A 14,832-nucleotide genomic window follows, 5' to 3' on the forward strand; every position below is an offset into this window, starting at 1 on the left:
CACTAGATTTGCGCCATGTCTCAAAATCGTAACATTTCCCCCTAATTTTTAGGTCTTACATCTACAACCACTTTTGTTGACCAATTATTCACATATGAATGTCTTTCTTGATAAAAGTTTTAAATATGAATTGAAATATAAATTGTTTCATTATATACTGAATTGGTTTTAAGAAACTGCTGTATATTAAGTACAAATAACGCTTTACTAAAAGGCTTGTATAGATAATTAAATGGAAGTATAACGAGGTGAATATACAATGAAGATAAACAAAGGAAGAATGGATGAAAGCATTCTTGTTTGTGTATATTATGGACCAAACGGTGAGCGTTTAATTAAACGCGGCGCTAAAATTGCTAGTATGCTTGATTGTCCACTCTATATCTTAACAATTGATGCTTTACCATATGATGAGCTTGATGCAGAGAAATCTGACTATATTGATCGTTGGAAGCAATTAGCAGAAGAAAATAACGTTGAGGAATTTATGATTCGCGACAACGAAAAACGTCCAGCAGTGAAAGTTATTGCCGAAGTTGCTCGTGATAAACACATCACTCAAATTATTATCGGTCAAACAGCTAAGAGTCGTTGGGAAGAAATCACAAAAGGGTCATTCATGAATGTATTACTTCGTGAGATTCCATTCGTAGATTTTCATGTTGTATCAGTAGACCGTGCATTAAAAGGTGAAGAAGGACATTACGAAAAAGGATGTCGTGCTTATCTTACTAAGGATAAGGAAGGTGCTTATCGCTTAAGCTTTTCTCACCCTAAAGATGCATTATTTGAAGGAATCTTCTTTAAAGAGCAAGGAACTGACTTTAACAATGGTGTATTTAAATTCATTAATAACAATCAAATGATGCAAGTACATGTAACGGATGATAGTGTCACAGAACCAGAAGTTGTAGAGTCCTGTACAGAGAAGTTTAAAGAAGAATTAATTAATAAGTAATTGGAAAAGAAAAAGCCTCTGAGGGTTGATCCTCAGAGGCTTTTTGTCGATTAGTGGATATGTTTTAAACCCGATGGAGTCGTCCCTCCTGACTGCTAAGTGAGAGCAATTTCCTGCTCTCTTTACTGATATGGAGGGCTCTTTATCGATTTATTGCTCTCATCCTCGATTCCATCCTCTCATCCTTGATTCCGCTCCCTCATCCTTGATTCCATCCTCTCATCCTCGATTCCGTCCTCTCATCCTCGATTCCGCTCTCTCATCCTCGATTCCGCTCTCTCATCCTTGATTCCGTCCTCTCAACCTTGATTCCATCCTCTCATCCTTGATTCCATCCTCTCATCCTTGATTCCATCCTCTCATCCTTGATTCCGTCTCCTCATACTTGATTCCCGCCCCCGCGCTCCTATATTTGCATGATTAATCAAACTCATCATCGTATCTAATTTATTTACGATAGATATAAACACAACAAAAATCCCACAGAAATACTCCTGCGGGATCTCGCTATTGTTGCACACTCACTTTTGCCTCGGTTCTTCCAACTTCTTACTTATATACTTTCACACGCTCTTTTAGTGAACTAAATTCTTTTTCTCCAACTGGTGCAGCAGGTTTACCAAATGGCATCTGTGCTCTTAGCTTCCATGTAGATGGTACATTCCACTCTTTTTTCACTTCATCATCAACTAGTGGATTGTAATGCTGTAGAGTTGCGCCAAATCCTTCAATCTCAAGACCAGTCCATACCGCAAACTGGTGCATACCTGACGTTTGCTCTGACCAAACAGGGAAATTATCTGCATAAAGTGCAAATTGTTCTTGAAGTCCTTTTACTACTTCTTCGTCTTCAAAAAACAGTACTGTACCATATGCATTTCCAAATAAGTCCATTTTCTCTTGGGTAGCTGCAAAATTTTCTTCTGGAACAACTTTACGAAGTGTTTCTGTTGTTAGGTTCCAAAATTTATCGTGCTGTGCTCCCAAAAGAACAATGACACGAGTTGATTGAGAATTAAATGCAGAAGGAACGTGCTTTACTGCATGTTCAACAACCTCAACAATTCGCTCATCTGAAACAACTTGTTCTTTACTTACAGCGTAATACGAACGACGATCTTCAATTGCTTGATAGAAATCTTTACTCATTTTCTATTCCTCCAGTTAATTAATCAATTGTCATCTATCCTAGTATAGACATTCCATACAAGAATTATTGTAACTCCATGTATCCCTTAAAAGAAGTACGCACTTCTAAGTGGTTTAGTTTCTTTTATGAAACCTTTGCTTTACACAAAACGGATCGTCATGCCTGCTGGATCTATGACCCAAAGAGTATTACCTTCTTGTCTGTAGTTATGGTTTGCTTGTTTTAGACGTTCTATTAAGTCATTTTGTTCCTGTTCATTCACAAGCTTAATCGTATAATAAGTCATTCCAACCGCAGTAGCTGGAGTTGGCGGAACATCCTTGCCAGCCCAAATGTTAAAGCCTAAATGGTGATGATAGCGCCCTGCTGCCATAAACTTCGCCTGCATAGCGCGATAATTTCCTACAGTTTCAAAGCCAATTACGTCTCTATAAAAGGCTTCCGTTTCCTCTAAGTCCGCTACGTGCATATGGACGTGCCCTATAATCGTTCCCTTAGGCAGACCAGACCAAGAATGCTCATCGGCCTCTGTAAGTAAGTTCTCAATATTAATTGGATCAGATGCCATAACATAATCACCACTCGAATCCACATTCCAATCAGATCGATCTCTATCTCGATAGATTTCAAGTCCATTTCCGTCAGGATCCGATAAATACAATGCCTCACTTACTAAATGGTCTGCTTGACCTATCCGCACTTGTTTATCTGCAAAGTGATAAAGAATACTAGCAAGAGAAGCTCGATCTGGAAGTAAGATCGCTACATGATACAGCCCTGCAGCCGATCGTTCTGGCAATCTTTTAGCATTTGGAATTTCTTCAAGAATGATAAGTGGCTCACCCTCCTCTACACTTAGATGTGCCTCGGACCCATGTTGTTGAACAACAGGAAAACCAATTATTTCTTTATAAAAGTGAATCGATTTCTCTAGGTTTGCTATTCTTAGCCTTACATGGCCTAGCTTTGTATCCGAATGAATCGTCATGATATGCTCCCTTCTATTTCCTTTTTCCGATACGTTTAGTATGCTTCAAAAAACTTTATTATAGAAGTAGGCACTTAAAAGTAGTATAGTGTCATTAAGGAAACTAAAGGAGGTTATGCAATGGAAACGTGCAAAGTAGATACTGCACTTGAGATCTTAATGGGAAAATGGAAGCACAGAATTTTGTTTGAGCTAACCAATAATGAAGTGATGCGTTTTAATGAATTAAAACGTGCCATTCCTGGAATTACTCAAAAAATGCTAACTGCTCAACTTCGTGAACTCGAACACCATGACATTGTTATCCGAAGAGTGTATGCTCAAATCCCTCCTAAGGTTGAGTATTCAATGACTGAATATGGTAACAGTCTTCAGCCGCTTTTAGGCGCCATGCATGAGTGGGGTAGCAAGCACGCACAACACTTAAAAGAATTAGAAGCTGAGGAAGCGCTAAAACCAAATAATGCTTAACAGAAAAAAGACTGTCTTTTTGAAACTAACAAAAGAAGCAGTCTTTTTTTGTTGCGATTATATGTGTTAAAACTACCTATAGTAAGAGAAGATCTGATAAACTAAAAAGGAATGAAGCGTTTACAATAAACTTATATGGACAACTTAAGGAGGCGTATGAATTGGCAAAGACACCAACAGGAAAAATCAAGTGGGGAATACTTGGAACCGGTGGAATCGCTGAGAAATTTGCAGCTGATTTAACTCATGCAGAGAATGGTGAACTATATGCAGCTGGCTCGCGTACGATCGAGAATGCAACCAAGTTTGCGGACAAGTACTCTATTCCACACGCGTACGGAAGCTACGATGAATTAGTAGGAGACCCTGAGGTCGATGCGATCTATGTCGCAACACCTCATCCATTTCATAAGGAAAATGTACTGACAGCTCTTCATGCTGGTAAGGCTGTTTTATGTGAGAAGCCAATGACTGTTAATGCAGGAGAACTTGAAGAGTTAGTGGCTACTGCTCGTGATAAGAATCTATTTTTAATGGAAGCTATGTGGTCCCGCTTTTTACCGGCACTCGTTAAGGTACGTGAGTGGCTAGATGAAGGAAAAATTGGAGAGGTTAAGGTCGTCAAAGCAGAATTCGGTTTCCATATTGGCTTGGGATCCAGAAGGACGTCTCCTAAATCCTGCTCTTGGAGGAGGAGCTTTACTTGACGCAGGTATCTACCCTGTCTCCTTTGCTTCCATGGTATTTGGTCCTAAACCAGAACGCGTTTGGACAACTGCTCATATTGGTGAAACAGGTGTGGATGAACATTTCTCCATCCTACTTGATTACGGTCAAGGAAAAACGGCTTCCCTTCATGGTGGAGTAAGACTACACCTACCTAATGATGCCTATATTCATGGAACAAAGGGATACATTCATATCCCTCAATTCCTCTTTGCTGATCAAGCAACCCTTCATATTAATGGAGAAGAGCCAGTCACTTTTAAGGATTCTCGTGGCGATCATGGGATCTCCGGATATAAATTTGAAGCGGAAGAAGTCGGCCGGGCATTGCTTGAAGGCAAAAAAGAAAGCTCCGTCATCACACTTGAGGAGTCTTTAGATATTATTCGTTTGCTAGACAAAGTACGAGACGAGTGGGGCTTAAAATATCCATTTGAATAATAACAATAAAAAGACGGAATGGACTGAGTCTCCATCCCGTCTTTTTCACTTCTGAAACAAGTTATTCAGGTGCAGGAACATCAAAAACGGCTTGATGACCCTTAAATAAATCTTTACCATCCTCACCACGAAACGGTCCGTACTCTAAGCTAAATGTTTCGTAAAGGCCAAACTCATCTTTTCGAAATAAAAAGACATGATAAACCTCGTCTGTCTCTCCTGCTGAAATGTCTTTTGGGTGATCAGGTGATAGCATTCCTTGATCCATGTATCTGCTTCTTCCATCATCCGTATCTAGAAAGATCCCCGTGCTTAATAAGGGGATATCTTCATCCGATTGATTGTCTATAGTCAGTTTAGCCGTTAAAGCAACAATACCTTTATCACCAAAATCATCGAACGATTGTTCATAAGACTCAGTCGGAGTAATTTCGGTATATTGAACACCTTCTAAAGTTACTGTCACATCATCTATTGTTTCTGATTGACCAATGCCTTCTTCTTCATAAATCATTTCTTTGTCTGCCATATTATTTGTTACAAGCTTATCTTGATAAAAGGAAGAACTAGACTCACTTTGTTCACCCTGCTCATCACTAAGAATAAAGTCATAGGCAACTTCTTCACGGTAGCTATCTGAAAAGTCTTCGTTTGGACCAGCAGCCCCGCCGACTATTAACTTTGGATTAATGGAATCTAATTGTTCGTATTCATCATCTGTTAATCTCAGGATTACAAATCCAGTTACACTCTCATCTGGCTCAAAATATAAAAAATTATCTGGATCTTTAGAATGCATCTTCTTATCATCTGCTATATAACTGCTGCTATCTGATGGCGCATAATCAAATTGGTCCTTCATTTGCAGATGAATAACACTGTTTGTAAAAACACCCTCATCTCGTTGGTTTTCGTATGTTGCATCGACAGTTATGATATACCCATCGGTCGAACCATCAAATGAGATCTCCTCTCTTTTATGCATATCCGTCACTCGTGTAATTTGATAACCATCAACCTTAACATGATATCCATCCAAATCCGTTTCATAACCGAGATTTTCTGCTGTGTAAACGACCTCAACGTCTCCTTCAGTGTCTTCAGCAATTTGAGGATTCCATACATCATCACCAGACATTGATTCCGTTGACACATCAGAAGAATTTTCCTCTGTATCCTTATCTTGATCATCATCATTTTCTTCTTCTACTTCAACCTCAACCTCATCATCAATCTGTTCTTCTTCTTGTTGTTTTTCATCTTCGTTTGTTTCTTCTGCTACAGGTTGCTCTTCTTGCTCCTCCGGCTCATTACCTGTTGCTTCTTCGTTACTTCCACAAGCTGTTAACACTAGAGCTGATACTGCCACAAGAGATGCCATAACCTTTACTTTTTTCATTTTGTCACGATCCTTTTTGAATAGTAGTTTATGATACTAACGCGTATAACAGAAATAATGATGACAAGTCCTCTCTTTAATCTGACTTCTATGACAAACTTTGGATTCCAATATGTCATTTCCCTTTTTCTTGATAATAAAACCAATAAAAACAAAAAAAGAGCACAATATTGAATTGTACTCTTCCTTGCTTATTTCTTATCTTTAGATATAGCTAATACCCACCAGATTAATAAAGGTTGGAACAATAATCGTACCCACAAAATAACCGGATCCGTCTGATCGTCCCATGGGGCTGGAATTTCTGCGATTGCCATGTAAATATTCGCAGGGAAGATGAGAACCAAATAGATCGCTGTCCATACTCCTGCCAAACGACGTGTTTTCTTAATGAGAAGTAAAATAGCCAGAATCCATTCAATTATCCCTGTAATATAGACGATTGGATATTTAAAAGGAACCCACTCAGGGAACATTTGTGCAAAACCATCAGCCATCGTAAAGTGGCCAATACCCGCAATGATAAATAATAAAACAAACGCGTATCGTGCTATTTGTTTAAACACTTTGTTACTCCTCTCAACTTGTAGTTATTGAAAGGATTCCTCTTTTTGACCATGTTTCAAACTTGATTTGATAAATAAAGAGACAACTAGCACAATGCAAGCTAGGAAAAAACCAGTCGAAAAGCTTTGCTGAGCTCCAACTGCAAGGGCGTCTAACTCCTGAGCTGGTGTTGGATTTTGTATTCCTTCAAGTGCACGATGCTGTCCATTCTCCATAATGGAAATAAACAGTGCGGCTCCAATTGCTCCCGATACTTGCATCAGGGTATTTGCAATGGCGGCCCCATGTGGGTATAAAGGTGCCGGCAGTTGGTTTAAGCCATTGGTTTGCGACGGCATCATCACCATCGCAACGGAAATCATCAAGACCGTATGCTGAATAATAACAAAAGTGATAGGTGTTCCAGCATCGATAAATCGATAGGAGAACACACTTCCCACCATTAGAATTGCTCCTGGAATCAAGAGAGCTCGCGGACCATATTTATCGAAAAACTTACCCATAATAGGTGACATGGCTCCGTTTATAATTCCTCCAGGTAACATCACTAAACCTGTGGTAACAGCGGTAAAGGCTAGAACCGATTGCATATAGATCGGTAGCACTAGCATCATTGCAAAGAGTGTCATCATGACTGTAATAATCATGACGAGACCTAGAGTAAACATTGGATAACGGAACACACGAACATCAAGTTGCGGTGTTTCCATTTTTAATTGTCTCCATGCAAATAAAATCAATGAAACAAAACCAATGATAAGTGAACCCATGACTTCAATGTCCATCCACGTTGCTTCACCTTCACCTGCCATACTAAACCCAAGTACGATCCCACCAAAACCAAGTGTAGATAAAATAAATGATAAGATATCAAGCTTCGGTTTTGTGAGTTTGGTTACATTTTTAAGGAAATAAAGGCCACACACTAATGACAACGTCGAAATAGGGAACACAAGAAAGAACAACCATCTCCACGTTAAGTTTTGCACGATTAGACCAGATACAGTTGGACCGATAGCTTGGTGCAAACATAATCACCAAGCCAATCATACCCATTGCTGCCCCTCTACGTTCAATTGGTATGATAACCAAAATCACGTTCATTAACAGAGGAATCATAATCGCTGTTCCAACTGCTTGAATCATTCGTCCAATAAGTAGAACAGAAAAAGTGGGACTAAAACCGGCTACAAGTGTTCCGAACGTAAATAGCCCCATTGCAGTGATAAACAGCTGCCTTGTTGAAAATCGTTGAATAAAAAATGCAGATATAGGGATTAGCGTTCCTATAATAAGCATATAACCTGTTACAAGCCATTGGGCATGACTTGCTGCTACATTGAGGTCTGCCATAATAGCCTGCAAGGCTACGTTTAGAACCGTTTCATTTAAAATGGCCACAAATGCACCTGAAAGTAGAACGGCTATAAGTGGGATTACTTTCACGTTTGCTGCTTCTTTTGTTTTTTGTGTATCTGTATTTGATGTTACATCCATCTCTTTCTCTCACTCCTATTTCTTAGTAACGAAAGGTGCTTCACCTTTTTCGACTGCTTTTCGTTACCTTCTTCCATCGTTTCTTTTCTTGTAACATCGCTCTTTTGTCTACTTGCCTTTGAGCAAAAGCCTGCTCCCGTAAAAGCTTTAGATAACCACGAAAGCGTGATTCACTTAATTCACCTGTCTCAATGGCTTCTTGAACACTGCACCCTGGCTCTTGTTTATGGGAACAATCATTAAACTTACAATGTTCAGCTAGTTTGTAGATATCTTCATAGCTTTGTTCAATCCCATCGTCTGCTCCAAGCAACTGAATCTCACGCATTCCAGGTGTATCAATAATGGCTGCTCCATTGGGCATTAAAAAAAGTTCTCGATGTGTGGTTGTGTGCTTGCCACGATCATCTGTCGCTCTTGTTTCGTTTACCTTTTGCACTTGCTCGCTCATTAATGCATTGGTTATGCCTGGATTTCCCTGCACCAGATGAACCTAATAGCGCAATCGTTTTTCCTTCAATTAAATAATCTGTTAGCTGTTCCATACCATCCCCGGTAATAGAGCTTAATGCATGTATCGCGACCCCAGGACAAGCCGCAGCAACTTCCTGGATATAGGAATCAAGATCATGACATAGATCTTTTTTACTTAACAGTACAACTGGGCTTGCTCCACTCTCATAGGCTAATAACACATATCGTTCGATTCTTCGTGGGTTAAAGTCTTTAGTTAAGGCCGTAACAATCATAAGTGTATCTACATTTACAGCGACCAATTGCTCTTCGTAAGTTAAGCCTGCTGCCTTCCGACTAAACTGGCTCGTTCTACTAAGTACTTTATGAATAATGGCTTTCCCTTCATCGACTCTTGCTGATACGGCTACCCAATCGCCAACTGCAGGATAATCAGCCCGTTCTAACGCTTCAAACGCAAATTTCCCCGAGACCTCACTGAGCAACTCACCGTCACTTGTCATGACTCGGTACATCCGTTTATGTTCTAGAACAACTCTTCCAGGTAAGCATTCTGATAGTTGAAGTTGATCCCATTCCTGTTGTCTTTCGTTTGTCCAACCAAATTGATGAATATTCAGTTTAATCGTCCCCTTTTATTTTTGATTAATCAAAAAAAGACCGCGGTTAACCGCAGTCTTCGTTTTACGTGTAGCTACGGACAAGTTGCAGCCCATCGCATACATGAAAAATCATCTTTATAAAAAGGTCCGATTTGTCCTGAAGCTTACATGGGCTGCTTTATGAAGTTACCGTTAATTACCATTAAGTTTGTCATAAAGCATCCCCTCCTCAGTTGTTTTTAATATCATACTGTATTTTTACGTACTCGACAAGCAGAACAATTAAATTTATGCTAATTTAATAATGAAAGGAGGTCTCAGGGTATGGAGACCGAAGAATTACGTATATTTAACAAGCAAGGTGAAACAATTGGGGTTAAACCTAGATCTATTGTGCACGAGCATGGTTTTTGGCATGAAACATTCCATTGCTGGATGATTGGTTCGATAAACAATACATACTATGTAGATTTACAATTTAGAAGTCCGGATAAAAAAGACTTTCCGTCAAAATTTGATATTTCTGCAGCTGGTCACTTACTTAGTCATGAATCAAAAAAAGATGGTGTCCGAGAGTTACATGAAGAGATTGGTATAAAAGCAACCTTTGATGAGTTAATAAGCGTAGGCACTCTATCAGATACGATTACAACTGCGACTATGATAGATAACGAGTTTTGCCACGTTTTTCTCTACAGTGAGCTCCCAAAAAGAATGGATGAGTATCAGGTACAAACAGAAGAAGTTGGTGGCATGTTTCGCGTGCCCTGGTCCACCTTTAAGAAAGTGCTTAACGACCCAGAATACTCAGTCGTTACAGATGGATTTTTAATCAAAACAGATCAAACGATTCAATTCTCAACTCAGCCATTAACTAAAAATAATCTCGTCCCACATAGTGATTCATACTTTCAAACGTTAATCAAAGCAGTAGATCTATATATTGCCACTTCTCAAGAGTGAAGTGAACCAGCCGCAGTTTCTTTTGCCGCTCCCGATTCTTCTAACAAATGACACGCTGCGAAATGACCCTGCTTCCACTCTTTTAGCGATGGTATTGATTCAGCGCAAACATCCATGGCATAGGCACAGCGCGTACGGAACACACAGCCACTAGGAGGATCAATGGGACTCGGCAGCTCTCCTTTTAGAATAATCCGTTCTCGACTATCCTCTACGTCAGGATCAGGGATCGGAATAGCAGAAAGTAACGCCTGTGTATATGGATGAAGCGGATCCGCATATAGTGAGTCACTATCTGTTAGTTCAACAATTTGTCCGAGGTACATAACAGCAATTCGATCACTGATGTGTTTGACCATCGATAAATCATGCGCTATGAATAAATAAGTTAGTCCTCTTTCTTTTTGTAGCTTTTTTAATAAATTGACCACCTGTGCTTGGATAGAAACATCTAGGGCAGATATTGGTTCATCAGCGATGATGAACTCAGGCTCAAGTGCTAGTGCGCGGGCAATGCCTATTCGCTGTCTTTGCCCACCACTAAATTCATGTGGGTAACGCCCGGCATGCTCTTCATTTAGACCAACCGTGCGCAATAGCTCATGCACTCGCTCTTTTCTTTTTTTTCCTTTATTTAAGCCCTGTATATCCATCCCCTCTGCAATACTGTCCAGTACTGTCGCACGCGGGTTTAATGAGGCATATGGATCCTGAAAGATCATCTGCATTTGACGGGTTAGTTGCTTCTTTTCATTCTCCGTTGCTTCAAAAACGTTCAGACCATTAAACGTGACTTCACCTGCTGTTTTCTGATATAGACGGATCAGCGTTCTTCCTAAGGTAGACTTCCCGCATCCTGATTCTCCAACTAATCCAAAGGTCTCTCCTTTTTTAATTGAGAAGGAAACGTCGTTCACTGCTTTTAATGTCTGACCTTTGCCAACAGAAAAGTGTTTCTTTAAATGAGATACAACAAGCAAATCTTCTGTTTTCCTCTCAGACACCTCAACTCACACTCCTACTCTAAATTAAGTCCAGTACCTTCTTGAGAGGCAATGTTCTTTTTTATATGTTCCAGTAATCTCAACCTCTTCAACACTTTTTCCGGTTTTTGGTGCATGAATCATACTCCCATTACCTGCATACATCGCAACATGATGGACACGGCCTGCTCCTTCTTCATAGGCAAAATAAAGTAAATCACCTGGTTGTAAATCCTCTGGTTGAACCTCTACTCCTTGCAGTGCTTGCTCCGATGCATCTCTAGGTATGGTCAGCCCAAATGCTCGATGCAATTGATAAACAAAACCAGAACAATCGAAGCCAAAGCCACTCATGCCTGCCCAAAGATAAGGCAATGTAAGAAATTGTCTGCCCATTTGAACAAGCTCTTCACCTGACTCTGGTGAAATACATTCATTCGGGTAGACCACACGAATATCCTCATTTTTCAGCCTACCTTTACCAATCGGAGTCTGAACGACTACCCATGTAGCATCTGAATCAATAATCGGAAGGCGTGTTTGAAAACTAATTTCCATACATTTCTCATGATCCATATGATAGAGCCAGGCTGTCTGTGACACAACAAAGGCAAGTGGTGCAGTTTCATACATTTGCGGGACTGCCTCAAGCTGCTTGACGGGTATCCATCCGGGATATCCAAGCTCTGATTTTATAGTAGGCTGATCAATGACACGCACTTCTGCCCAAGCCATCCCTTTCACTCTTTTTTACGACCTCTTGACCAAATAGGACTTGTGTCTGGGCCCGATTTGATGTGCACAAATCTAGTCGTTGATCATAGGTTAGATTTTTTAGCCAGTCACGTATCTCAACTGGGTATCTCAGCGTTGGTTGATCGATCTCCCGAATAGAGTTTGGATTCGTCCAAATGGTTGCTACCGCCGTACGTACAGCACATCGTTCCATTTTTTAACCTCCTTTTACTCCAGGTTCTATTACGATCCTCTTTTGATTAAAGCTTATCGTTCCATTTACTCCTAGTGGAATGGAAACGGTTGGAGTACAATGTCCTATTTGAAGACCTGTTATGGCAGGTGTATCTGCTAATGTAATGTGGTGAGTTAACACGTCGGTAATGGAGAGCGAATTCTGCCTTTTTACTGGTGTACACTGATGAAAATCTCCAACAAGAATCGCCTTAGCTTCTTGTAGTTTTCCAAGCCATTCTTAGTTGGTTTAACATGCGATCCAAGCGGTAGGGCTCCTCACCTACATCTTCAATAAACAAAATTTTATCCGTTGTATCTATTTCAAAATCTGTGCCGAGTGTACTGGTTAACAGGGTAAGGTTGCCTCCAATAATAGGTGCTGTCACCTCATCCTGTACTTGACCTATAACCTGAAGTGTTGAAACACTCTCATCATAGGTGATCGTCATCGGTTTAAAGACTTGATGTAGAAATCGTTCTGTAAAAGGATGAATGTCCCCACCCAAATCACTACTCATCATTGGACCATGAAATGTGACAAGTCCCGTTTGCTGATAAATGGTTTGATGTAAAAACGTTGCATCACTATATCCCCAGAAAATCTTCGGGTTTTTTCGTATAATCTCAAAATCAAGATGTTCAACAACTCTTGCTGAACCATACCCTCCATATGCACAAAAAACACCTTTTATTTCTTCATCTTGAAACATATGTAGGAGGTCCTGAGCTCGTGCTAAATCTGTACCAGCCAAATATCCATATTCATTTGATACAGAGTCTCCGACCTTAATATTCAATCCGTATTTTTTATAATGGCTGATACCTTGCTGTAACCGAATTGGATCTGGTGGACTTGAAGGAGCAATGATTCCAATCGTATCGCCTTGCTTTAGTGGAGCTTGTTTCATCTTCTCTTCCTCCCGGTTAGATAGTCAAAAGGGTCCAGTTTCCCAGACCCTCCTGTTTAACCTATTGGATACTCGCCCATTTTAATTCAATGTAACCAACTGGATGACGGATGATCCCACTGACTTCATCAGCTTGTAATAAAGGCTGATTATAAAAGTAGATCGGGAAAATAGGTGCTTCTTTCATTAAGATCTCTTCAGCCTGATGCATCATTTCAAAGCGTGTTTGCTCGTCAGCTTCTGATTTTGCAGCGGCAATAAGATCATCATACTCATCATTGCTCCACCCTGTTCGATTCATAGAGCTACCTGTAACAAAGCTCTCCAAATAGTTAATTGGATCGGCAAAGTCCGCAATAAAGGACGAACGAGAGAACTGCATTTCTAAATTCTGTTGAGCTTCAAGAAACACATTCCATTCGGTGTTAGCAAGGGTAACATCTACATCAAGATTCGTTTTGAACATATCTTGAAGAACCTCTGCAATTAACTTATGCTCATCACTTGTGTTATAAGACAATGTGATATCAGGAAGCTCTGAATATCCTTCTTCCTCCATACCTTCTTCAAGTAATGAATTGGCTTCTTCTGGATCAAAGCTTAGCAGGTCTCCACCAACATCTCGGAAATCTTCTCCTGATGGTTCAGGGAACCCATTAGCCACAAATCCATGCGCTGCATTTTCGTTTCGTTTTGTCACGTAATCCACAATTTCCTGTTGATCTACAGCCATTGAGAAGGCTTTACGAATCTTTTCATTTTGGAACGGTTCCATCTCTACATTAAAACGATAGAAATACGTACCAGACTGATCCTCAAAATGAACATCTCCATCCGCAATCAACTGCTCTGCAAGTTCAGTAGGAATAGATGAGGTGTGGAGATCACCCGTTTCGAACATTTGATATTCTGTGTTGCGGTCACTTACCATTTCCCAAACAACACCATCTAATTGGACTGAATCAACATCCCAATACTCTTCATTTTTATCCATTGTTAAATTTGAATTATGGTTCCAACCCGTCAAGGCAAACGGACCATTTCCGACAAATGTATCCGCTTCGGCTGCCAAGCTATCATCCTCTTCAACGGTTGCCTGATGCACTGGGAAAAAGGCAGGATTGGAAATGATACTTAGGAAATATGCCTGTGGGCTGTTTAGAGTGACTTCAAGTGTCTTATCATCTACTGCTGAAACAGCCATATCATCAGCGGAACCTTCTCCACTATTATATGCGCTAGCTCCTTCGATTAAGTCCGTTAAAAAGGCTGCGTCTGCTGCCGTTTCAGGATCCGCTAATCGCTTCCAGGCAAATTCAAAATCATTTGCGGTTACCGGTTCACCATTGGACCAGTTTGCATCTTCACGAATGGTAAATGTGTAGGTAAGTCCGTCATCAGACACTTCCAAGCTCTCTGCAGTTGCCTCTTCTGGCTCATGTGTATCACCTAATCTCGTCAAGCCTTCCATCAAGTTATTCAAGATGTTATATGAAACATTGTCAAATGCCTTCGTTGAATCGAGTGACGTCGGTTCGTTCTCATTATTCAAGCGCAGGATATTGTCACTAGAGCCACCACCCTCGGCCGTTCCTTCATCTGTGGTTTCTCCGTCGTCTGTCCCACTGTCTGAATCAGTACCACCTGTTGTTGTACAGGCTGCAAGCATCACCATAAGTCCAAACATGACGATCAACATTAGTAACGATTTTTTCATAACACTGCCTCCTTTA

15 protein-coding genes and 2 pseudogenes are annotated in these 14,832 nt (G+C 40.4%); 4 read left to right on the forward strand and 13 right to left on the reverse strand.

The window, feature by feature from the left end; all coding sequences use genetic code 11:
• Positions 1-259 precede the first annotated feature (259 nt).
• Complete coding sequence (locus NDM98_RS17770) at positions 260-958, forward strand: universal stress protein (protein WP_251610535.1); 699 nt, start codon at positions 260-262, stop codon at positions 956-958.
• A gap of 549 nt (positions 959-1,507) precedes the next feature.
• Here the strand turns inward: NDM98_RS17770 and NDM98_RS17775 are convergent.
• Together NDM98_RS17775 and NDM98_RS17780 are read right to left on the reverse strand one after the other, a co-directional pair.
• Positions 1,508-2,107, reverse strand: coding sequence for a nitroreductase family protein (locus tag NDM98_RS17775; RefSeq protein WP_251610537.1), 600 nt, complete (start codon positions 2,105-2,107; stop codon positions 1,508-1,510).
• Positions 2,108-2,247: 140 nt separating this feature from the next.
• A complete protein-coding gene (locus NDM98_RS17780) occupies positions 2,248-3,096 on the reverse strand; it encodes a VOC family protein (RefSeq protein ID WP_251610539.1) in 849 nt (282 codons plus the stop codon).
• A 120-nt stretch (positions 3,097-3,216) separates the two neighbouring features.
• Here NDM98_RS17780 and NDM98_RS17785 point away from each other — a divergent pair, with 120 nt between their 5' ends.
• Both NDM98_RS17785 and NDM98_RS17790 read left to right on the forward strand, forming a co-directional pair.
• The gene (locus NDM98_RS17785) at positions 3,217-3,567 is read left to right on the forward strand and encodes a winged helix-turn-helix transcriptional regulator (protein ID WP_251610541.1); all 351 of its coding nucleotides are present in this window, start codon (positions 3,217-3,219) and stop codon (positions 3,565-3,567) included.
• A gap of 161 nt (positions 3,568-3,728) precedes the next feature.
• Positions 3,729-4,734 (forward strand): annotated as a pseudogene (locus NDM98_RS17790) (Gfo/Idh/MocA family protein).
• A 61-nt stretch (positions 4,735-4,795) separates the two neighbouring features.
• Here NDM98_RS17790 and NDM98_RS17795 read toward each other — a convergent pair.
• From NDM98_RS17795 to rsgA (NDM98_RS24270), 6 genes are all read right to left on the reverse strand, one after another.
• A complete protein-coding gene (locus tag NDM98_RS17795) occupies positions 4,796-6,133 on the reverse strand; it encodes a DUF5068 domain-containing protein (protein ID WP_251610549.1) in 1,338 nt (445 codons plus the stop codon).
• 191 nt (positions 6,134-6,324) lie between these two features.
• Positions 6,325-6,699 carry a DoxX family protein gene (locus NDM98_RS17800; RefSeq protein ID WP_251610551.1) on the reverse strand — a complete coding sequence of 125 codons (375 nt, stop codon included), beginning with the start codon at positions 6,697-6,699 and terminating at the stop codon, positions 6,325-6,327.
• A 24-nt stretch (positions 6,700-6,723) separates the two neighbouring features.
• Positions 6,724-7,689 (reverse strand): MFS transporter, encoded by a 966-nt coding sequence (locus NDM98_RS24255; protein ID WP_308807780.1) that lies wholly within the window; start codon positions 7,687-7,689, stop codon positions 6,724-6,726.
• Positions 7,604-8,197, reverse strand: coding sequence for an MFS transporter (locus tag NDM98_RS24260; protein ID WP_307728887.1), 594 nt, complete (start codon positions 8,195-8,197; stop codon positions 7,604-7,606). Before NDM98_RS24260 ends, NDM98_RS24255 begins: the two co-directional genes overlap by 86 nt.
• A 40-nt stretch (positions 8,198-8,237) precedes the next feature.
• Positions 8,238-8,636 carry a GTPase RsgA gene (gene rsgA / locus NDM98_RS24265; protein WP_308807766.1) on the reverse strand — a complete coding sequence of 133 codons (399 nt, stop codon included), beginning with the start codon at positions 8,634-8,636 and terminating at the stop codon, positions 8,238-8,240.
• Complete coding sequence (gene rsgA / locus NDM98_RS24270; RefSeq protein WP_307728889.1) at positions 8,602-9,174, reverse strand: GTPase RsgA; 573 nt, start codon at positions 9,172-9,174, stop codon at positions 8,602-8,604. The genes rsgA (NDM98_RS24265) and rsgA (NDM98_RS24270) overlap by 35 nt, the downstream gene beginning before the upstream one ends.
• A gap of 423 nt (positions 9,175-9,597) precedes the next feature.
• On the opposite strand from rsgA (NDM98_RS24270), the gene NDM98_RS17815 reads away from it, so the two are divergent.
• Entirely contained in the window at positions 9,598-10,236 is a 639-nt protein-coding gene (locus tag NDM98_RS17815) for an NUDIX hydrolase (protein WP_251610553.1), read from the forward strand.
• Here the strand turns inward: NDM98_RS17815 and NDM98_RS17820 are convergent.
• From NDM98_RS17820 to NDM98_RS17840, 5 genes and pseudogenes are all read right to left on the reverse strand, one after another.
• Positions 10,227-11,240 (reverse strand): ABC transporter ATP-binding protein, encoded by a 1,014-nt coding sequence (locus NDM98_RS17820; RefSeq protein ID WP_251610555.1) that lies wholly within the window; start codon positions 11,238-11,240, stop codon positions 10,227-10,229. The genes NDM98_RS17815 and NDM98_RS17820 overlap by 10 nt on opposite strands.
• Positions 11,241-11,264: 24 nt before the next feature.
• A complete protein-coding gene (locus NDM98_RS17825; protein WP_251610557.1) occupies positions 11,265-11,954 on the reverse strand; it encodes a C40 family peptidase in 690 nt (229 codons plus the stop codon).
• Complete coding sequence (locus tag NDM98_RS17830) at positions 11,926-12,168, reverse strand: hypothetical protein (protein ID WP_251610559.1); 243 nt, start codon at positions 12,166-12,168, stop codon at positions 11,926-11,928. The genes NDM98_RS17825 and NDM98_RS17830 overlap by 29 nt, the downstream gene beginning before the upstream one ends.
• Positions 12,169-12,171: 3 nt before the next feature.
• Positions 12,172-13,099 (reverse strand): annotated as a pseudogene (locus tag NDM98_RS17835) (S66 peptidase family protein).
• A 61-nt stretch (positions 13,100-13,160) separates the two neighbouring features.
• Entirely contained in the window at positions 13,161-14,816 is a 1,656-nt protein-coding gene (locus NDM98_RS17840) for a peptide ABC transporter substrate-binding protein (protein WP_251610561.1), read from the reverse strand.
• Positions 14,817-14,832 lie beyond the last annotated feature (16 nt).

It is taken from the genome of Alkalicoccobacillus plakortidis, assembly GCF_023703085.1.
Classification (GTDB): domain Bacteria; phylum Bacillota; class Bacilli; order Bacillales; family Bacillaceae_D; genus Alkalicoccobacillus; species Alkalicoccobacillus plakortidis.

Coding starts and splice junctions, on each gene's coding strand:
- NDM98_RS17770 (WP_251610535.1), top strand. CDS start 260: ATGAAGATAAACAAAGGAAGAATGGATGAAAGCATTCTTGTTTGTGTA.
- NDM98_RS17780 (WP_251610539.1), bottom strand. CDS start 3,096: ATGACGATTCATTCGGATACAAAGCTAGGCCATGTAAGGCTAAGAATA.
- NDM98_RS17825 (WP_251610557.1), bottom strand. CDS start 11,954: ATGGCTTGGGCAGAAGTGCGTGTCATTGATCAGCCTACTATAAAATCA.
- NDM98_RS17840 (WP_251610561.1), bottom strand. CDS start 14,816: ATGAAAAAATCGTTACTAATGTTGATCGTCATGTTTGGACTTATGGTG.
- NDM98_RS17775 (WP_251610537.1), bottom strand. CDS start 2,107: ATGAGTAAAGATTTCTATCAAGCAATTGAAGATCGTCGTTCGTATTAC.
- NDM98_RS17830 (WP_251610559.1), bottom strand. CDS start 12,168: ATGGAACGATGTGCTGTACGTACGGCGGTAGCAACCATTTGGACGAAT.
- NDM98_RS24260 (WP_307728887.1), bottom strand. CDS start 8,197: ATGGATGTAACATCAAATACAGATACACAAAAAACAAAAGAAGCAGCA.
- rsgA (WP_307728889.1), bottom strand. CDS start 9,174: ATGACAAGTGACGGTGAGTTGCTCAGTGAGGTCTCGGGGAAATTTGCG.
- NDM98_RS17815 (WP_251610553.1), top strand. CDS start 9,598: ATGGAGACCGAAGAATTACGTATATTTAACAAGCAAGGTGAAACAATT.
- NDM98_RS17795 (WP_251610549.1), bottom strand. CDS start 6,133: ATGAAAAAAGTAAAGGTTATGGCATCTCTTGTGGCAGTATCAGCTCTA.
- NDM98_RS17785 (WP_251610541.1), top strand. CDS start 3,217: ATGGAAACGTGCAAAGTAGATACTGCACTTGAGATCTTAATGGGAAAA.